Below are 17,632 nucleotides of genomic sequence, written 5' to 3' on the forward strand. Positions count from 1 at the left end.
CAACCCCTCCCCACAAGGGGGAGGGGAGCCAGGCGGCAACCGTTCGCGATTGCCGCCAGATATCTCTGGCGTCCATTGGCAAACACAACTTGACACTCTCGCAGCCAGGTCTTTCAGCGCGCTGCGGAAGGTTCCCTTCCCCCCTTGTGGGGAAGGGTTAGGGATGGGGGTACTCCGCGAAGCGGTCAGCTGGTTGCATCCCGGCATCGACAGAGGTCGTCCCGGACAAACAAAAAGCCGCCTCGCGGCGGCTTCTCAAAGTCGAAAGAGATTTGATCAGGTTCAGCCGAACTTGCCGAAGGCGGCGTGGAGCTTGCTGATCTGGGAGGCGACCGGGTTGTCGTTGGTGGCGGCTTCCGCCTGTTCGACATCCTTGCGGTAGAGCATCTTGTCGAGGTGGATGACGCGTTCCTGCAACCGGGTCGAGCGGTCGACCAGTTCGCGCAGCGTGCCCGGAAGATCTTCCCAGGACGGACCGCCGGTGGCGCTGGAGAGCTTGTCGAGGCGGACCTTGTTCTTGTCGCTGCCTGCCTGTTCGCGGGACATTTCGCCTTCGTTGACGGCGCGCTGCAGGAGAAGCCAGGAGGCCAGCTGCATCAGCCGCGTGGTCAGGCGCATGGATTCGGTGGCATAGGCGAGGGAGGCGGGGCGCGGAAGCTGCTTGGCTTCCTCACGGCCGCTGCCGTCCAGATACATCGCGGTTTCCTCGACCAGCGACATGCCTTCCTGAAACAGGTTCTGGAAGCTGTCGGAGCTGGCAAGATGATGCGCGATATGAACTGCGCTTCCTGTTTCACCGGCTTTTTTCATGTCGTCCGTCATAGGATTACTACGCCTCAGTTACTCGTCCGGTTGCCCTTGCATCTCTTCTTGATCCGTCCCGGGATCTGACATCCCGTCTCAGATGTTCCTTTTTGGAACGATGCAGGTCTTCATGCCCTATAACGAGCAAGCCCTGTGCCAGTTGCACAGGTAAACCGGCGTTAACCAGAACATTGACAAGATACTATGAGGACCGGGCAAAAAAAAGAGCCGCAGGGTTGCGGCTCTGAGTCTTTAACAGGGAGGCGTCAAACAGAGTGGACAGGAGCCACTCACATCCAGATGACTGGATACCTAAATTTATACTTTGGAAAGATTAATAAGAGGTAAACGAGTAAATCTTTACCTATCGCATTTACCCTAAGTACCGGTGCGAAAAGGAATTTGAATAAAATCTGGTAATATTTGACAGGCCTAATTCTGGAAAAATGAGTTGGCCGCATCGCGAATAGTGCCCCGTTGCTCAAGCTCCCTCTGGGTTCGGTTAATTTCGCCGGTCAAAGCCTCGATGCGTTCGGCAAGTTCGGCTTCGGAAAGACTCGACAGATCCTCGCCGACGGTCACAGCGCCGGTGCTGGATTTTTTGGGGACATCTTCATCAAAAAGGCCCATGGGTTCCCTCCTTCGACGGTTTCAGACCCATTGCCGGTCGCCTTCGGCGGCTTGCCTGACAGGTCCGTTTTCCTGCAAATAGACTGACGTTCGATTTACCTTATGCCAGGCACAGATGGCCTAGCCAGTCCCAAAATGAACCACAAAGGAAGCGTCCCTATGCAGAATCTGCCGGATCGCATGACCGCCATTGCCATTTCGGAACCCGGAGGCCCCGAGGTTTTGCGGCCTGAGGAACGGCCTCTTCCCGTTTTGGGACAGGGCGAGATCCTGATCCGGGTTGCGGCCGCCGGCGTCAACCGGCCGGACGTGCTTCAGCGCAAGGGAGCCTATCCGCCGCCACCCGGCGCCTCGGACCTGCCGGGACTGGAGGTCTCCGGAGAGGTCGTCGCGCTTGGCGAGGGGGCAACACGCCACGCGATCGGCGACAAGGTCATGGCGCTCGCCCCCGGCGGCGGCTATGCCGAATACTGCAAGGTGCCCGAAGGCCATGCCCTGCCGATCCCCGCGGGCCTGTCGATGGTGGAAGCGGCGGCGGTTCCGGAATCCTTCTTCACCGTCTGGACCAATGTCTTCGACCGCTGCGGCCTGAAAGGCGGCGAGCGGTTCCTGGTTCACGGCGGCACTTCCGGCATCGGCACGACGGCGATCCAGCTCGCCAAGGCCTTCGGCGCGGAGGTCTTCACCACCGTCGGCTCTGAGGCAAAAGCCGAGGCGGTCAGGAAGCTCGGCGCGGACCACGCCATCAACTACCGGGACCAGGCCTTCGAAAAGGCGATCCTGGAGATTACAGGTGGTGACGGTGTCGATGTCATCCTGGACATGGTGGGCGGCGACTATGTCGAGCGGAACTGGAAGGCGGCCGCGGTCGAGGGGCGTATCTGCCAGATCGCAACGCTGAACGGTATCGCGGAGAACGTGAATTTCTCACGCCTGATGGTGAAGCGCCTGACCCATACCGGTTCCACCCTTCGCCCGCGCAGCGATGCCTTCAAGACGGCGATTGCCGAAAGCCTGAAGGACAAGGTCTGGCCGCTCATCGAATCGGGCAAGGTCGGCCCGGTGATGGATTCCACTTATCCTCTGGCGGAGGCGGCGGAAGCCCATCGGCGTATGGAAGGTTCTGGCCATATTGGCAAAATCGTCCTGGCGGTGGAGGATGCAGCCTGAGCGGAGGTGGGGACAAAGTAAAACGCGCGCGAGTATTTGCGTTTCTGCGTCTTTCAGCATATATTCCCGCCACTTCCCAGGAAACCGACCAAGGAACACCGCTTTTTCGCCCCGCCGGGCGAGGGAGCAGACGAGAGGAATTTAACCGATGGCGAACACGCCGCTTATGCCGAAGGCAACCGCCGTCTGGCTCGTGGACAACACTGCGTTGAGCTTCACCCAGATCGCCAACTTCTGCAAACTGCACCCGCTGGAAGTGAAAGCGATTGCCGATGGCGAAGCCGCGCAAGGGATCAAGGGTCTTGACCCAATCCTGACCGGCCAGCTCTCCCGTGAAGAAGTCGAAAAGGCTCAGAACGACCCGAACTACACGCTGAAGCTGCAGGGGTCGAAGGTTGTGGTTCCTGAATCCAAGCGCAAGGGTCCGCGCTATACGCCGGTTTCCCGCCGTCAGGACCGCCCGAATGCGATCCTTTGGCTGGTGCGCAACCATCCGGAACTGAAGGACGCCCAGATCATGCGCCTCGTCGGCACCACCAAGCCGACTATTGCCGCGATCCGCGAGCGGACCCACTGGAACTCCGCGAACCTGACCCCGTCCGATCCGGTGACCCTGGGCCTGTGCAGCCAGCTCGAGCTGGACATGGAAGTGGAAAAGGCCGCCAAGAACGCACCGCTGCCGATGGCAGGCGAGGCGCACGAGCATCTGATGCCGGTGGAAGAGAGCACCAGCGAAGATGCGATCGCGGCAGCCTTCTCGTTCGATACCTCCAAGCCGATCCAGCGCGAAGAGGAAGAAGCGATCGACGCCGACGCCGTCTTTGCCAAGCTGAACTCGCTGAAGAGCGAAGCCAAGGACGAGGACGACGACGAAGACAGCAACGTCTGAAACCAGGCAGACGTCAGGTTTTCAAAACCGCCGGCTGGAATCAGCCGGCGGTTTTTTTGTTTGCCGGCCCGGTTGCCTCCAAGGCACGTTGCGAAAAAGTGGGTTCCGGTTTTTCGCAATAAGACGTGCGTCATAAAAGAGATAAAGCGGGCGACGCGAATTCAAATGAACGCGACGCGCTTTAGTTTGCGGGCCGGTTGCAATTCCTGTCCAGATCATATGAAAACGCGTTGCCACGGGCAGGATGTCACAATAGATTTGCCGAAAACATCGGGAGACCCTCATGACAAACACACTGTTGAAGCTGGCCCTTGGGCTGACGTTTGCCTTTGGTGCGCTCGAGGCACAGGCCGAGACGCGGATCACCTATAAATCCGCCAAATCCGGATCGTCCTATTACCAGATGGGTGTCCAGATCGCCGAGGCCGTCAAGACCGGCAGCAATGGCGATATGATCGTGACCCTGGAGGAGAGCCAGGGCTCGGTCCAGAATGTCATGGAAGTGAAGGCGCGAGGCGGCGACTACGTCTTTACGACGCCGCCGGCACTGGTCTCGGCCGCCCAGGGCGGCAAGGCGATGTTCGAAGGCAAGGGCGATCCGAAATTCGAGGAGATCCGCGCCCTCTTTCCGATCCCCTCGCTGACGATGCATTTCGTCATGTCCAAGGAAAGCGGCGTTACCGACTTTGCCGGCATGGAAGGCAAGACCATCCTCCTTGGCAAGGGCTCCTTCGGCGCGACGGAAGGCGAGAAATACCTGCAGCTCTTTGGCCTGGAAGGCAAGGTCAACATCGCCGACGCCGAACTTTCCAATGCGGTTGCCGCGCTGAAAAACGGCCAGATCGACGGCTTTGTTACTGCCGGGTCCTGGCCGGCGCCGAACGTTATCGAGGCAGCAGCCTCGATGGATGTCACCATCCTGTCTCTCAACGACGAACAGATCGCGGGTACAAATCGCACCAGGCTGGTCATTCCCGCCGGAACCTATGGCGGCCAGGAAACGGATATCGTCACGACGTCTCTGCCGGTGGTCGCCTATGCCACTACGGCGATGGACGATGACACGGCCTATGAGTTCACCAAGATCTTCTGGGAAGAAAAGGCGAAGATGGGCTCCGAGTCGCCCTGGTGGAACGGCGTTGGTCCTGATCTCATGGAAAACATCTCCGGCAAGATCCATCCAGGTGCGGTTCGCTACTACGAAGAAGCCGGTATCGCGCTCACCGACGCCCAGAAATAAGCCGGTCCGGTTACCGCCGTGCTTGCCCGGACTTGCCGGGCAATGCTTCGGCAAGCAAAATCTCCAAATGGCCCGGCAGCCGACACTGCCGGGCCAACGCTCTTTCCCTCCTGTATATTCAAGTTCATGTTCAGCGCAGATCCCGTGAATTCATCCCTCCAGCGATGGGCCGTGCTTGTTCTGGCGGGCCTGCTTGTCGCCTTTCATCTCGGGTTGATCTTTTCAGGCCTCGTTCCCAATCTCGTCAGCCGGCCGCTGCATCTCGCACTGGCTCTGCCGTGGATCTTCGTCTTTGCGGGCGGCGGGTGGCTTAAACGTGCCAGCGGCGCGGTGTTCTGTGTAGCGGGTGTCGCTGCCTGTCTCTGGGTCGCAGCCAATCAGTCAGTCCTGTCGGACCAGTACGGCTTTCTGGAGGGCGATTTCCAGTTTGTTCTCGCCGCCGTTCTGCTGGTGACCGTGCTGGAAGGTGCGCGCCGGGCGATTGGCTGGCCGCTGCCGGTCGTCGCCGCGCTGGCGCTGGCCTATGGCCTTTTGGGCCAGCACATCCCGGGTGAATTCGGCCATTCCGGCACACCAATGGCCAGTTTCCTCGGCACGCTGACAATTGCCGAAGGCGGGATCTGGGGAAGTTTGACGGGCGTTTCCGTCGGCGTTGTCGCGATCTTCGTGATCTTCGGTGCGGTGCTGAATGCGGGCGAAGCGGGGCAGGGTTTCATGAATGTCGCCGCTGCGGCTGCCGGCCGGCTGAAGGGCGGTGCGGCCAAGGTGTCGGTGCTCTCTTCGGCGCTCTTCGGCTCGATCTCGGGCTCTGCCTCGGCGAATGTCGCCTCCACCGGCGCGATCACCCTGCCGGCGATGACGAAGCTCGGTTATCCGAAACGGCTGGCAGCAGCCGTCGAAGCGGTGGCCTCCTCGGGCGGCCAGATCATGCCGCCGCTGATGGGAGCGGGTGCCTTCGTCATGGTGGAGCTGACCCGGGTTCCCTACACCCAGATCATGGCCGCCGCCGTGCTGCCGGCGCTGCTCTATTTCTTTGCCGTCTGGGTCGGGATCAACGCCTATGCGCGGCGGTACGATCTTGCCGCGATCGATCAGGGCGACCAGCCCCGGCTCGCTCAGGTGCTTGTTACCTCCGCCTTCTTTCTCGTCCCCTTCACGGTTCTCCTCTGGGCCATGTTCGGGGCGGGCTACACGCCGCAATATGCGGCCTGTATCGCCATTCTGGCGGGTTTCGTGCTGCTCTTCTTCAACGCCAAAGGGACCTTCGATCCGAAGCAGATCCTGGAGCGGCTGGAAAGCGCGGTCCTGACGGCCGCCAGACAGGTCTCGGTGATCGCCGCGATCATCGTCTGCGCCTCGATCATCATCGGCGTGCTGGCCATCACCGGCCTTGGCGTCAAGATCACCTCGCTGATCCTGTCAGGCTCAGGCGGTTATCTGTGGCCGTCTCTTTTCCTGACAGCGATTGCCTGCCTGATCCTGGGCATGGAAGTGCCGACGACAGCGGCTTATGTCATCTGCGTTTCCGTCGCCGGGCCGGCGCTCATCCAGCAGGGGCTGGAGCCGCTGCAGGCACATCTTTTCGTCTTCTGGTTTGCGCTGCTCTCCACCATCACACCGCCGGTCTGCGGCGCGGTCTTCATCGCCGCCGGCATGATCGGCGAGAACTGGCTGAAGGTCGCGATGTCCGCGATGGCGCTCGGGTTGGGCCTCTACATCATCCCGCTGGCCATGGTGGCAAATCCTTCGGTCCTTGAGCTTGCATCAAGTCCCGTCCTGGCGGTCGCCGCCACCTTGAAGATCGGCATCGGCCTCGGCCTCGTCTCCTTCGGCGTCATCGGCTTCCGTCAGCCCCTTCAGAAACTGGCGGCGACCGCCGGAGGGCTGCTGGTGATTTTTACCGGTGGCGGCTGGCTCTAGTGGAGCGAATTTGACATTTGCTCCAGCGCTAGCAGCAGGGGGATGCAAATGTCAGAATCGAACCACCAGGGGGCGATCCAAAGCGCGCGCGCCTCACGAAGTCCGGTTCCGGCGGTTTTTCCGGAAATCGAGATTGCTGCTTTCGCCCAGCCCCCTGCGGAGGCAGAAATAGATGATGGCAAGGCTCGCCAGCAGCCACAACCCACCCCAGAAGAGCGTCGGCCCACCATATTCTTCCGCCAGCATATAGGCGTCGGAGCGGATGCCGGAGCGGCGGATGGTGTCGTCGAAAATGTCGTAGGGCACATAGAAAATGCTTGTGAGACCGATCACCCGGAGGATCAGGTCGTTGATCTCGACACTTAGATAGCGGGCCGCCGCCAACATGGCCACGCCCGCGCCGAGGCAGAAGGCGAGGGCGAACCAGTCACGGATGTAAAGCGCGGTGACAATCAGGGTAAAGGCACCGAGCCCACCGAGCACGATCCGGTCGGCATCGGTCTTGAGTGCGATCAGGAGCAGCGCCAGGCCGATGCCAAGCGAGCCGAGATACCCGGCCGTGAGCGTCAGGAACCGGCTGCCGCCGCGCGTCACCGCGTGCCCGCCCTGGGAGGGAGACAGGGAAATCTCGACGACGGAGCCCCCCGTCAGGATCGCCGCCAGGGCATGAGAAAGCTCGTGCAGATAGACAATCAGGATCTTCAGCGGAACGACGATGAAGGTGTTCCAGAGCAGGAACATGACGAGTGTCAGGAGAATGAGTTGCCAGTGGCCCTTGAGGATCTGCATGGGGCAGACTGGGCGGTGCCGCGAGGAAAAAGTCAAGAAGGCATGCGCAGTCGGCTTGCCTTGGAGAGTCCCGACCTTTTTTCTGTAGTTCCTGTTCCGCGCCGAAAGTACTCGAAATGAAATTCGTCAATCCATTGCCCTTTGTTGCCGATATCGAGCGGGCGAAACGGTTCTATGCAGAGGTGCTAGACCTGCGGATTCTGGAAGATCATGGCGACTTTGTTCGCTTTGAAAGCGGTTTTGCACTACACGACGGAGCAGCGCTCCACCAGACGGTCTTCGGCGATCCTCCGGTGGGAGACGAGCCCTATGGCAGGCGCAATCTCGTTCTTTACTTCGAAGACGAAGATATCGAAGTGACCTTTGCGCGGGTCGCAACTCGCGTCAGGCTGATCCACGGGGTCGAGACACAGGCCTGGGGGCAGCGCGTCTTTCGGTTCTTCGATCCGGATGGTCATATCGTTGAGATCGGCGAGCCGATGTGACTGCAACGTTCTTGGCCATTTTGGCAGTGGTCGAAATTGCCCTGCCCGATGCCTACCGCTCCGTGAGCTTCAGCTCGATGCGGCGGTTCTTGGCCAGCGAGTCCGGCGTTTCGCCTTCTTCCAGCGGCTGGAATTCGCCGAAGCCGGCGGCAACAAGCCGTTTGGGGTCGACGCCGCGTTCGATCAGATAGCGGACCACGGAAATGGCTCGGGCTGCGGAGAGCTCCCAGTTGTTGCGCAGGCGTCCGGTGCCCGAAAGCGGACGGGCGTCGGTATGGCCGTCAACGCGCAGCACCCAGTTGATCTCGTCCGGGATCTGGCCGCTGAGTTCCTGGATGGCGTCGGCCAGCTTGTCGAGTTCCTGCCGCCCTTCCGGGTTGATGTCCTCCGAACCGGAATCGAAAAGCACTTCGGACTGGAAGACGAAGCGGTCGCCGACGACGGAAATGTCGGAGCGCTGGGAAAGGATCTCGCGCAGGCGGCCGAAGAAGTCGGAGCGGTAACGCGACAGTTCCTGCACCCGCTGCACCAGGGCGGCGTTGAGGCGCTTGCCGAGGCTGGCAATCTTCGCCTGGCTCTCGTTTTCCTTCGCCTCCGAGGCTTCCAGTGCCGCGTTGGCGGCAGCAATCTGGCGGCGCAGTGCTGCGATCTGCTGATTGAGCAGTTCGACCTGGGCGAGCGCGTCGGCACTGATCTGGCGCTCGTCGTCGAGAAGGTTTTCAAGCTGCGAGGCGCGCCCGCCCGCAGCATCAGCGGCGCCCGAGCTGTTCTCCAGAAGACCGAGCAGGCGGCTCTGTTCTGCCTCGGCATCGGAGAGGCTTGCCTGCAGGCCGAGGATCGTGTCTTCCAGCTCGCCGGACGAGGCCCGTTCCAGCGCCAGCAATTCCGTCAGTTCGCTGATCTGGGCATTGAGGCGGTTCAGCACCGTATCGCGGCCGGACAGCTGCTGGGAGAGGAAAAACTGGGCGATCATGAAGATCGACAGCAGGAAGATGATGACAAGCAGAAGCGTGGCCATGGCATCGACGAAGCCGGGCCAGTAGTCCGTCGATTGAGCCCTTCGGCGTGCGCGCAGTGCTGCCAGTCCGGCCATTCTCGGATCCTACCTATTCCTTGGCGCGATCGAAGGCGGCGGCGATAGAGGACAATAGGCCTTCGATACGCTTCTGCTGCTCGCCCTGGGCTTCGGCCCAGTCGCGCATCATCTGCTGCTCTGAGCGAACATGCTTGACGAGCCCCTGGATGCCTTCCGCAAGATTGGCCATGGCCTGGTTGGCGTTCTTGCTGCCGCCCTCCTCGACGCTTTTCTGCAGGGCGGAGATCGACGCCTGGATCTGCTCGACCCCCGGCGATTCCGTCGTGCCGAAGAGGCTGTCTTCCGGGTCGATGTCGGTGACGGTGGAAAGCCAGTCTTCCAGTTCGTTGTAGAAGCGGTTCTGTGCCTGGCCGGCCTGCAGGTCGAGAAAGCCGAGGATCAGCGAGCCGGTGAGACCGAAGAGCGAGGACGAGAAGGCCGTGCCCATGCCGGAGAGCGGTGCCTCCAGGCCGGCTTTGAGATCCTCGAAAATGACGTTGGCATCGCCCGAACCGACATCGAGCGACTGGATGGTGGCGCCGACCGAACTGACGGTCTGAAGCAGGCCCCAGAAGGTGCCGAGCAGGCCGAGAAACACCAGGAGGCCGGTGAGGTAGCGCGACATCTCGCGGCTTTCCTCAAGGCGCATGCCGATGGAATCGAGGATCGAACGGGCGGCTGTCGGTGTCAGCGCCATGTCGCCGGTCTTGTTGCCGAGGAGGGCCGCCATCGGGGCGAGCAATACGGGCGAGCGCGTGTCGAGCGCCGGATCACCGATGCGGAAGCTGTTGACCCAGGAAATTTCGGGAAACAGGCGGATGACCCGGCCGAACAGGAGCAGGATGCCGAAAGCGCCGACGAACACGATCAGGCCGTTGAGGCCCGGATTGCTCATGAAGGCGATTGAGATCTGCGGAAACAGGATGAAGGCGATAAAGGCGACGATCACCAGGAAGATGATCATGAAGGTCAGATAGGCCCGCGGGCTGGACAGGCTGTAGGGATCAAACTCACGGGCCATATTGCGCTATCAATCACCTGTTTCAGACGTAACCGATTGATAGCGTGATTTTTAACGGCTTGGAAACCTCGAATTGCGGATGAGGGGTGAATTAACCCGGGAAAGCCGGAAAACCGGCTGAGAAACAAACAGATCACCTCATCTTGAGGAGGGCCGTAGGCCCGTCTCGAAGGATGGGCCACCTACCGCAGAACAAGGATCCCATCCTTCGACACAGCGCTTTGCACTTCCTCAGGATGAGGGAATTGGTGTGGCTGTTTTCTCTGTAGCGCGTGAAACGGTCAGGCCTGAGCCTGTGCTTCCGCCTTCTTCAAAAGACGCAGCAGCAGTTTGTGGGCGTCCTCGTTGCCGACGACGATGTCGCCGGTGTCCAGCATCTTGTTCTTGCCGTCGAGATCGCTGACGAAACCGCCGGCTTCGCGCACCATCAGAATGCCGGCTGCAATGTCCCAGGAATTGAGATTGCGTTCCCAGTAGCCATCAAGTCGGCCGGAAGCGGTCCAGGCAAGATCGAGAGACGCGGCGCCGCAGCGGCGGATGCCGGCTACTTCCGGCATGATGTGACGCAGTTCGCGCAGCGTGCGGCCGTGATCGCCCTTGCCGATGAAGGGCAGGCCGGTGCCGAAAACCATCTCGGTGAGCTCGGTACGGCCGGCAACACGCAGGCGGCGGTCGTTGAGGAAGACGCCACGGCCGCGCTCGGCGGTGTAAAGCTCGTCCATGACCGGGTTGTAGATGACGCCGGCGACGATCTCGCCCGCACGCTCCAGCGCAATGGACGTAGCGAAGATCGGAATGCCGTGAAGGAAGTTGGTGGTGCCGTCGAGCGGGTCGACATGCCAGCGGTGCTGACCGTCGGTGCCTTCGATCTCGCCGCTCTCTTCCATCACCAGACCGAAGGTCGGCCGGGCCTTGGTCAGCTCGGTCCGCACGATATCTTCGGCTCGGCGGTCGGCCGCGGAGACGAAATCGCCCGGTCCCTTGCGGGAGACCTGCAGGTTTTCGACTTCGCCGAAATCGCGAACCAGGGACCGTCCGGCCTTGGTTGCGGCTTGAACCATCACGTTGAGAAGAGCTGTGCGGGCCATTTCTTGTCACTTGTTGTTGGGCGCCGCCCGGAAAGATCCGGGCGCGCCAGGTCAGGGTCTTGCCGGAGCGGGATCAGTCCGCGCGGCGGACATATTCCAGGGAACCGGTGTCGACAATGATCTTTTCGCCGGCGGTGATGAACGGCGGCACCATGACGCGGACGCCGTTTTCCATGAGCGCGGGCTTGTAGGAGGACGACTGGGTCTGGCCCTTGACCACGGCGTCGGCTTCCTGGATTTCCAGGGTGACGAACTGGGGCAGGGTGATGCCGATCGGGCGCTCTTCGTGCATTTCCAGCGTGACCATCATGCCGTCCTGCAGAAAGGCGGCGCGGTCGCCGACGAAGTCGGCCTGCAGTTCCAGCTGCTCGTAGGTTTCCGTGTCCATGAAGATCAGCATGTCTTCCTGGGTGAAGAGGAACTGGAAGTCCTTCTGTTCGAGACGGACGCGCTCGACCTTGTCCTCGGAGCGGAAACGCTCGTTGAGCTTGCGGCCGTCGATCAGGTTCTTCATTTCGACCTGTGCGAAGGCGCCACCTTTGCCCGGCTTGACGTGCTGGACTTTGACAACGGCCCACAGCGTTTCCTGGTGCTGAAGCACGTTACCGGGCTTTATTTCGTTTCCGTTGATTTTCATGGAACGACCGACTTTTTGATTTGTTTTGGATCTGAAGCATCGCGGTCGCCGGTGAAGGCCGGCGCGCGGGAAATTTGCTCGCGCCTGTCCACCACAAAAGCCTGAAAAATTCAAGGAAAAAAGGCAAACATCCTTACGATTCGGCACGCCATCGGAAGGTTTACGGAGATTCCTTCGTCTGATCCGTCGACGGAGCCATCAATGTGGCCGAATATTGTTCGGCAAGCTGGCGCGCTTCCGTCATGGTCGTTTCGTCCAGGCTCTCCACGATCCGGTCGAGCGTGAGGTCGGACACGCCCAGGGTGCGGGCGATCAGGTGCCAGCCGGCAGCAGCGGCGTAGTTCTGTTCCCGGCCACGGCCATAGGCGTACACCCGGGCCAGCCGGTTCATGGCAACGGGATTGCCCGAGGTGGCGGCACGCTCGAACCAGTCGGAGGCCTCCGCCTCGTTCGGATCGACGCCTTTGCCCTGGAAACGCAGGATGCCGTAATAGACCTGTGCCGAGGTGTGCCCGCGCCGCGCGGCCCGGCCGAGCCAGAAGGCCCCGAGGCCGGGATCGTTCAGACCCGTCTGCGCCTCCAGATAGGAAAGGCCGAGCGCATATTGCGCTTCCGGATCGTTCAGCTTGGCGGCCTGTTCCAGGAGCTCGCGCGATTTCTTTTCGTCGAAGGGCCGCCCTTCGCCTTCCTGATAGAGGATTGCGAGGTTGTAGAGCGCGGAGGCATTGCCCGCTTCAGCGGCCTGTTCGAAGAGGTCGGCGGCCTTCTTCTTGTCGACGTCGACACCGGTGCCGAGCAGATAGAGCTGGGCCAGTTGCATGGCGGAGCCGTTGTCGCCCTTTGCGGCGGCGAGATTGTACCAATCCGCCGCCTTGGCCTTGTCCTGCATGATTCCGAGGCCCGCTTCGTGCAGGACGCCCATCAGCGCCTGGGCCGACTTGTCGCCGTTTTCGGCAAGCGGTGTCGCCAGACCCAGAGCCGTCAGGAACCAGCCTCGCTGGAATGCGGCATAGGCCGTGTCGGAGGTGGCAGACTCGCCTTCCTGCAGTTTGGGAGGACCCGCATCGACAATGCTCGGAAGGGTCTTCTTCTGGGTGGTCACGTCGATCAGAACAGGCAGGGGGGTTCCGTTGCCTTCGGTTGCCGGGGTTTCCTCGGCGGTGGTTTCCTGAGCAGGAGCGCCCTGAGCCGGGGCCTCCGTGTTCTGCGTCTCCTGCGCGACAGCGGGGGCTTGCAATGCCATGAGCAGCGTTGCCAGAAGCGGCAGGCGGCGAAGATATTGCGGAAAGCTGGTCTCAGGTCTCGGCATATGTCAGGCCCGACTAATCGACATCAGGAAAGGGATGGGCTTCCAAAATACGGTTGGCTTCCGCAACGACGGCGGCGATATCGGCGCCAGACTGCCAGACGGCATCCTTCAGCGCAACGAAGTCCGCACCGGTCGCGGCCACGTCGGCCAACGTCTCCAGGCTGTTGCCGCCCAGGGCAACGCAGGGCGTTTCGAACAGCTCGGCCCACCAGGACGCGGTCTTGAGGGTCTTGTCATGGGCTACCGGTTTTTCGGCAAGGTCCAGCTTGCCGAAAAGGATGTAGTCGGCGCCGGTTTCCGCCAATTCCATCGAATCGTGCTTGAGCTTGCTGCCACCCGTGCCGACGATCCGGTCCGGCTGGAAACTTTCAACCGCCAGCTTGAGGTCTTCAAGCGACGTGTCGACATGGACCCCGTCCGCGCCGCTGCGGCCGGCGGCCTGGGTGTCGCGGTAGACGATTGCCGCGGCACCGCCCGCCTGGATCACCGGCACCAGCGCGGTTGCCACCGCCTGCAGTTCTTTTGTGCTCGCGCCGGGCCGGTAGATCAGCACGCTGGCGATGTCGCCGCCTTCAAAGGCCTTGCCGAGCTTGGCGGCCATGTCGTCGGTATCGAAATCCGGCGGGGTGACGAGAAAGAGGCGGGGGCGGTTCACTTTGGCTGTCCTGATTGATCTCACATCGGGATCTTGTCCCTAAAGACGGCGAAAGAGGGACGCAAGGCCCCTCTTTCAAGAAAGTGAACGAATTTCCTGGCCGCGGGGGCCGGGCCTCAGCCGATTTTGGGGTCGAGGCTGCCGTTGGCGTAGCGGGTCGCCATGTCGGCCAGGGTGACGATCTTCTTGATCCTGGAAGCCTGACCGGCGGTGTTGAAGGCTTCAAGGCGCAGGACGCAGAGCTTCTCCATGGCATCGCGGGCGGGCTTGAGATACTTGCGCGGGTCGAATTCGCCCGGGTTCTCGCTCAGGATCTTGCGGATCTGACCGGTCATCGCCATGCGGTTGTCGGTGTCGATATTCACCTTGCGCACGCCGTTCTTGATGCCGCGCTGGATTTCTTCCACCGGCACACCCCAGGTCTGCGGCATCTCACCGCCATACTGGTTGATGATGTCCTGCAGGTCCTGCGGCACGGAGGACGAGCCGTGCATGACGAGGTGGGTATCCGGCAGGCGGCGGTGGATTTCCTCGATGACGTTCATCGCCAGAATGTCGCCATCCGGCTTGCGGGTGAACTTGTAGGCGCCGTGGCTGGTGCCCATGGCGATCGCCAGGGCGTCGACCCTGGTTTCCTGAACGAACTTGACCGCTTCTTCCGGATTCGTCAGCAGCTGGTCATGGCTGAGCTTGCCTTCCGCGCCGTGGCCGTCCTCCTTGTCGCCCATGCCGGTTTCCAGCGAGCCGAGAACGCCGAGTTCGCCTTCGACGGAAATGCCGCCGAGATGGGCCATGTCGGTCACCGTCTTGGTGACGCCGACATTGTAGGCCCAGTCGGCCGGCGTCTTGCCGTCGGCTTCCAGCGAGCCGTCCATCATCACCGAGGTGAAACCGGCCTGGATCGCGGTCATGCAGGTCTGCGGCGCGTTGCCGTGGTCGAGATGCACGCAGACCGGAATGTGCGGATAGATTTCGACGACCGCGTCCATCATGTGCTTCAGCATGACGTCGTGCGCATAGGAGCGTGCGCCGCGGGAGGCCTGGATGATCACCGGAGAATCGGTCTTGTCGGCAGCGGCCATGATCGCCAGCGCCTGCTCCATGTTGTTGATGTTGAACGCAGGAACGCCGTAGTCGTGCTCTGCGGCATGATCAAGAAGCTGGCGGAGGGTGATACGTGCCATCTATAATCTCCCGAGGATCTGGGTCCGGTTCGCTAGTCAGCCTAGCGAAAAATGACGTCACTTATTTTGCGGTGCGTCAAGTCCCGGTGGTTCTAACAAGATTTCCGGTCATGGAAAGAGGGGCGTGACCGCTTAAATCAATTTAATTCCAATGGCCTCAGGGAAAACAGCAAGTCGTATTTAATTTGAACGGCAAATTAAATCTTGGCAGAGACGGAGTGCCGCCCGTTATTGCACTGGCGAACTGATATCGACGAATGTTCCGGCCGGATCGCGCAGGATCATGCGGCGCTGACCGTAGGGCATGTCTCGCGGTGCTTCGACGATGTTGGTCTTGAGGGCAAGCGCCCGCTCATGGACCGCGTCGCAGCTTTCGACCACGAAGGTCAGCATCACCCCGGCCGGGGCGCGCTGGGCACGTGCCGGGACGATGTCGCTCGATTGCAAGAGGATGCCGAGTTCGAAGGCGGGATTTTCCGGATCGCCCAGGTTGACGAACCAGTCGGAGGCAAATCGCGGCGTGAGGCCGAGAAGCTGTTCGTAGAAAGCCGCCGTCGCGACGACTTCCTCCGTCAGGATATTTGCGAAACAGCGCTGCATATCTGCCTCCGGTTCGGTTTCAGGCTTCGAGGGCTGTCACTCCAGGCAGTTCCTTGCCTTCCAGCCACTCCAGAAACGCGCCGCCCGCGGTCGAGACATAAGAGAAGTCGTCGGCCGCACCAGCATGGTTGAGGGCGGCTACGGTATCGCCGCCGCCGGCGACGGAATTCAGCTTGCCGGCTTTTGTGTTTGCCGCCGCATGTTTTGCCGCTGCAACTGTTGCCGTATCGAAGGGCGCGATTTCGAAGGCGCCGAGCGGGCCGTTCCAGACGAGCGTCTTGGCGGCGTCGATCCTGGCCTTGACCGTTTCGATGGAGGCTGCGCCGACATCGAGGATCATGCCGTCGGCCGGAATGGAGTCGAGGGCGACGGTCTCGTTTGCAGCGCCTGCCTTGAATTCCTTCGCCACGACGGCATCGGCCGGCAGCACGATCTCGCAGCCGGCCTTTTCGGCAGCCGCCATGATCCGCTTTGCGGTTTCAGCAAGGTCATGCTCGCACAAGGACTTGCCGACATCGGTGCCATTGGCAGCCAGGAACGTGTTGGCCATGCCGCCGCCGATCACCAGCATGTCGACCCTGGCGACGAGATTTTCCAGGAGGTCGATCTTGGAGGACACCTTGGCGCCGCCGACCACGGCCAGCACCGGGCGCACCGGGTTGCCGAGGGCGGAGCCGAGGGCTTCGAGTTCGGCCTGCATGGTGCGACCGGCATAGGCCGGCAGAAGCCGCGCAATGCCTTCCGTGGAGCCATGGGCGCGGTGCGCGGCGGAGAAGGCGTCGTTGACATAGATATCGCCGTTGGCGGCAAGCGCCTTGGCGAAGTCCGGATCGTTCTTTTCTTCGCCCTTGTGGTAGCGGGTGTTTTCCAGGAGCAGGACTTCACCGTCTTGAAGGTCCGAGACCGCGCCTTCCGCCGCCGGACCAATGCAATCGTTGGCGAAGACGACCGGTTTGCCTAGCAGGGCTGCGACCGCGGGGGCGACGGGTGCCAGCGACATGCCGGCAACGCGCTCGCCCTTCGGGCGGCCGAAATGGGCCAGCAGGATCACCCTGGCCTTTTTGCCGCAGAGTTCGCGGATCGTCGGCAGCACGCGTTCGATGCGGGTGGTGTCGGTCACCTTGCCGCCATCCATCGGCACGTTGAGGTCAACGCGGACCAGAACGCGCTTGCCGGCAATGTCAGTCAGGTCGTCGAGAGTTTTGAAAGCCATGAGAACACCTGTTTGGGAAACCGCGATCAGGGACGGGAGGAATTGGTCGAGACGGCGATGCCGATGCCGAAGAGCGTCAGAAGCACGCCGAAGGAGCGCTCCATCCAGAGTTTGGCGCGCATAAAGCGATGCCGGACGGAAGGCAGGGTGAAGAAGACGGTCACCAGCACGAACCACAGGAACACGCCGCTTGCCATGATCACGCCGTAGCCGATCTGGGTCCAGAGCGGGGTTGTGGGAGACGTGACCTGAAGGAAGACGGAGAGGGCGAACATGGTTGCCTTCGGGTTGGTCACGTTGGTTAGGAATCCCCAGCGCAACGCCTTCAGCGGCGGCATGCCGTTCATGGCGCCGTCGGCGGGCATGTCCTTCGACGCGGTCCGGTACATGGTCACGCCCAGAAAGACGAGATAGGCCGCGCCGATCAGCTTCAACACATTGAAGAGCAGGATCGACTGGGAAACGATCAGGCCGATACCGGCGAGTGCATAGGTCACATGGACGCCGAGTGCCAGCGCGATGCCGAGCGCGGTCATGATACCTGCAAGTCGGCCACCGATCAGCGCGTTGCGCAGCACGACGGCAAAATCAGGTCCGGGGACGATCGCGACCACAATAGTCAGCGAAATGACGGTGAGAAGTTCGAGCAATTCCGGGCTCCGGCGGTAGGGCAGGGGACGGTGTCCGGCAGGTCAGAAGTCCAGTTCTGCCGGATTGTTGTTTTTCGAAGCACCGGGCTGGGACCGGTCCATTTCCGGCTCCCAGTCCTGATCGGACGGAACCCGTTGCCGCTCTTCCGTGAGGTCCGACCAGTAAAAGACGATGCCCACCAGGCAACCGACTGCGAACAACGACCCAAGAATGACCAGGAGTGCGGTCATGACGGCGTCTCCAGGTTTGAACTGCACCAAACAAGGCCAAGT

At 61.4% G+C, this 17,632-nt stretch carries 19 protein-coding genes; 5 read left to right on the top strand and 14 right to left on the bottom strand.

Annotated features, from left to right (window positions below):
- Positions 1 to 282: 282 nt before the first annotated feature.
- Positions 283 to 822 carry a protease adaptor protein RcdA gene (rcdA, locus tag ACX3M4_RS22610; protein WP_459355221.1) on the bottom strand — a complete coding sequence of 180 codons (540 nt, stop codon included), beginning with the start codon at positions 820 to 822 and terminating at the stop codon, positions 283 to 285.
- A 414-nt stretch (positions 823 to 1,236) separates the two neighbouring features.
- On the bottom strand, positions 1,237 to 1,434 hold the full coding sequence (locus tag ACX3M4_RS22615; RefSeq protein ID WP_459355222.1) for a DUF1192 domain-containing protein: 198 nt from the start codon (positions 1,432 to 1,434) through the stop codon (positions 1,237 to 1,239).
- A 159-nt stretch (positions 1,435 to 1,593) separates the two neighbouring features.
- Between ACX3M4_RS22615 and ACX3M4_RS22620 the strand changes: the two genes are divergently transcribed.
- The 4 genes from ACX3M4_RS22620 (at position 1,594) to ACX3M4_RS22635 (ending at position 6,653) form a co-directional block, all read left to right on the top strand.
- Positions 1,594 to 2,604 (top strand): NAD(P)H-quinone oxidoreductase, encoded by a 1,011-nt coding sequence (locus ACX3M4_RS22620; protein WP_459355223.1) that lies wholly within the window; start codon positions 1,594 to 1,596, stop codon positions 2,602 to 2,604.
- Positions 2,605 to 2,752: 148 nt separating this feature from the next.
- A complete protein-coding gene (locus ACX3M4_RS22625; RefSeq protein ID WP_459355224.1) occupies positions 2,753 to 3,493 on the top strand; it encodes a DUF1013 domain-containing protein in 741 nt (246 codons plus the stop codon).
- A 283-nt stretch (positions 3,494 to 3,776) separates the two neighbouring features.
- A complete protein-coding gene (locus ACX3M4_RS22630; RefSeq protein ID WP_459355225.1) occupies positions 3,777 to 4,733 on the top strand; it encodes a TAXI family TRAP transporter solute-binding subunit in 957 nt (318 codons plus the stop codon).
- Between the two features lie 144 nt (positions 4,734 to 4,877).
- Positions 4,878 to 6,653: a TRAP transporter permease gene (locus tag ACX3M4_RS22635; RefSeq protein WP_459355226.1), complete on the top strand. Its 1,776-nt coding sequence runs from the start codon at positions 4,878 to 4,880 to the stop codon at positions 6,651 to 6,653.
- 93 nt (positions 6,654 to 6,746) lie between these two features.
- On the opposite strand, the gene ACX3M4_RS22640 is transcribed toward ACX3M4_RS22635, so the two are convergent.
- On the bottom strand, positions 6,747 to 7,442 hold the full coding sequence (locus ACX3M4_RS22640; RefSeq protein ID WP_459355227.1) for a M50 family metallopeptidase: 696 nt from the start codon (positions 7,440 to 7,442) through the stop codon (positions 6,747 to 6,749).
- A gap of 116 nt (positions 7,443 to 7,558) precedes the next feature.
- Here ACX3M4_RS22640 and ACX3M4_RS22645 point away from each other — a divergent pair, with 116 nt between their 5' ends.
- Positions 7,559 to 7,927, top strand: coding sequence for a VOC family protein (locus ACX3M4_RS22645; RefSeq protein WP_459355228.1), 369 nt, complete (start codon positions 7,559 to 7,561; stop codon positions 7,925 to 7,927).
- A gap of 52 nt (positions 7,928 to 7,979) precedes the next feature.
- On the opposite strand, the gene ACX3M4_RS22650 is transcribed toward ACX3M4_RS22645, so the two are convergent.
- The 11 genes from ACX3M4_RS22650 to ACX3M4_RS22700 all read right to left on the bottom strand — a co-directional run bounded on the left by ACX3M4_RS22650 (position 7,980) and on the right by ACX3M4_RS22700 (position 17,590).
- Positions 7,980 to 9,020 carry a peptidoglycan -binding protein gene (locus tag ACX3M4_RS22650; protein WP_459355229.1) on the bottom strand — a complete coding sequence of 347 codons (1,041 nt, stop codon included), beginning with the start codon at positions 9,018 to 9,020 and terminating at the stop codon, positions 7,980 to 7,982.
- A gap of 13 nt (positions 9,021 to 9,033) precedes the next feature.
- Positions 9,034 to 10,023, bottom strand: a complete 990-nt coding sequence (locus tag ACX3M4_RS22655; protein ID WP_459355230.1) for a flagellar motor protein MotA — start codon at positions 10,021 to 10,023, stop codon at positions 9,034 to 9,036.
- Positions 10,024 to 10,304: 281 nt separating this feature from the next.
- Positions 10,305 to 11,111 (bottom strand): inositol monophosphatase family protein, encoded by an 807-nt coding sequence (locus ACX3M4_RS22660; protein ID WP_459355231.1) that lies wholly within the window; start codon positions 11,109 to 11,111, stop codon positions 10,305 to 10,307.
- A gap of 73 nt (positions 11,112 to 11,184) precedes the next feature.
- Complete coding sequence (efp, locus tag ACX3M4_RS22665) at positions 11,185 to 11,748, bottom strand: elongation factor P (RefSeq protein ID WP_459355232.1); 564 nt, start codon at positions 11,746 to 11,748, stop codon at positions 11,185 to 11,187.
- Positions 11,749 to 11,908: 160 nt separating this feature from the next.
- Positions 11,909 to 13,057, bottom strand: coding sequence for a tetratricopeptide repeat protein (locus ACX3M4_RS22670; RefSeq protein WP_459355233.1), 1,149 nt, complete (start codon positions 13,055 to 13,057; stop codon positions 11,909 to 11,911).
- Positions 13,058 to 13,070: 13 nt separating this feature from the next.
- Positions 13,071 to 13,712, bottom strand: coding sequence for a thiamine phosphate synthase (locus tag ACX3M4_RS22675; RefSeq protein WP_459355234.1), 642 nt, complete (start codon positions 13,710 to 13,712; stop codon positions 13,071 to 13,073).
- A 116-nt stretch (positions 13,713 to 13,828) separates the two neighbouring features.
- Positions 13,829 to 14,896: a class II fructose-bisphosphate aldolase gene (gene fba / locus ACX3M4_RS22680; protein ID WP_459355235.1), complete on the bottom strand. Its 1,068-nt coding sequence runs from the start codon at positions 14,894 to 14,896 to the stop codon at positions 13,829 to 13,831.
- A gap of 228 nt (positions 14,897 to 15,124) precedes the next feature.
- Entirely contained in the window at positions 15,125 to 15,496 is a 372-nt protein-coding gene (locus ACX3M4_RS22685; protein WP_459355236.1) for a VOC family protein, read from the bottom strand.
- Positions 15,497 to 15,515: 19 nt separating this feature from the next.
- Positions 15,516 to 16,709 carry a phosphoglycerate kinase gene (locus ACX3M4_RS22690; RefSeq protein ID WP_459355237.1) on the bottom strand — a complete coding sequence of 398 codons (1,194 nt, stop codon included), beginning with the start codon at positions 16,707 to 16,709 and terminating at the stop codon, positions 15,516 to 15,518.
- A gap of 26 nt (positions 16,710 to 16,735) precedes the next feature.
- Positions 16,736 to 17,359: a LysE family translocator gene (locus ACX3M4_RS22695; RefSeq protein WP_459355238.1), complete on the bottom strand. Its 624-nt coding sequence runs from the start codon at positions 17,357 to 17,359 to the stop codon at positions 16,736 to 16,738.
- A 42-nt stretch (positions 17,360 to 17,401) separates the two neighbouring features.
- On the bottom strand, positions 17,402 to 17,590 hold the full coding sequence (locus tag ACX3M4_RS22700; RefSeq protein ID WP_459355239.1) for a hypothetical protein: 189 nt from the start codon (positions 17,588 to 17,590) through the stop codon (positions 17,402 to 17,404).
- Positions 17,591 to 17,632 lie beyond the last annotated feature (42 nt).

It is taken from the genome of Roseibium sp. M-1 (assembly GCF_054515675.1).

Bases quoted from the DNA above. Each gene is read 5' to 3' on its own strand.
- ACX3M4_RS22620 (WP_459355223.1), top strand. From the start codon at position 1,594: ATGCAGAATCTGCCGGATCGCATGACCGCCATTGCCATTTCGGAACCC.
- rcdA (WP_459355221.1), bottom strand. From the start codon at position 822: ATGACGGACGACATGAAAAAAGCCGGTGAAACAGGAAGCGCAGTTCAT.
- ACX3M4_RS22650 (WP_459355229.1), bottom strand. From the start codon at position 9,020: ATGGCCGGACTGGCAGCACTGCGCGCACGCCGAAGGGCTCAATCGACG.
- ACX3M4_RS22640 (WP_459355227.1), bottom strand. From the start codon at position 7,442: ATGCAGATCCTCAAGGGCCACTGGCAACTCATTCTCCTGACACTCGTC.
- fba (WP_459355235.1), bottom strand. From the start codon at position 14,896: ATGGCACGTATCACCCTCCGCCAGCTTCTTGATCATGCCGCAGAGCAC.
- ACX3M4_RS22630 (WP_459355225.1), top strand. From the start codon at position 3,777: ATGACAAACACACTGTTGAAGCTGGCCCTTGGGCTGACGTTTGCCTTT.
- ACX3M4_RS22625 (WP_459355224.1), top strand. From the start codon at position 2,753: ATGGCGAACACGCCGCTTATGCCGAAGGCAACCGCCGTCTGGCTCGTG.
- ACX3M4_RS22655 (WP_459355230.1), bottom strand. From the start codon at position 10,023: ATGGCCCGTGAGTTTGATCCCTACAGCCTGTCCAGCCCGCGGGCCTAT.
- ACX3M4_RS22685 (WP_459355236.1), bottom strand. From the start codon at position 15,496: ATGCAGCGCTGTTTCGCAAATATCCTGACGGAGGAAGTCGTCGCGACG.
- ACX3M4_RS22660 (WP_459355231.1), bottom strand. From the start codon at position 11,111: ATGGCCCGCACAGCTCTTCTCAACGTGATGGTTCAAGCCGCAACCAAG.
- ACX3M4_RS22700 (WP_459355239.1), bottom strand. From the start codon at position 17,590: ATGACCGCACTCCTGGTCATTCTTGGGTCGTTGTTCGCAGTCGGTTGC.
- ACX3M4_RS22670 (WP_459355233.1), bottom strand. From the start codon at position 13,057: ATGCCGAGACCTGAGACCAGCTTTCCGCAATATCTTCGCCGCCTGCCG.
- ACX3M4_RS22645 (WP_459355228.1), top strand. From the start codon at position 7,559: ATGAAATTCGTCAATCCATTGCCCTTTGTTGCCGATATCGAGCGGGCG.
- efp (WP_459355232.1), bottom strand. From the start codon at position 11,748: ATGAAAATCAACGGAAACGAAATAAAGCCCGGTAACGTGCTTCAGCAC.
- ACX3M4_RS22690 (WP_459355237.1), bottom strand. From the start codon at position 16,709: ATGGCTTTCAAAACTCTCGACGACCTGACTGACATTGCCGGCAAGCGC.
- ACX3M4_RS22615 (WP_459355222.1), bottom strand. From the start codon at position 1,434: ATGGGCCTTTTTGATGAAGATGTCCCCAAAAAATCCAGCACCGGCGCT.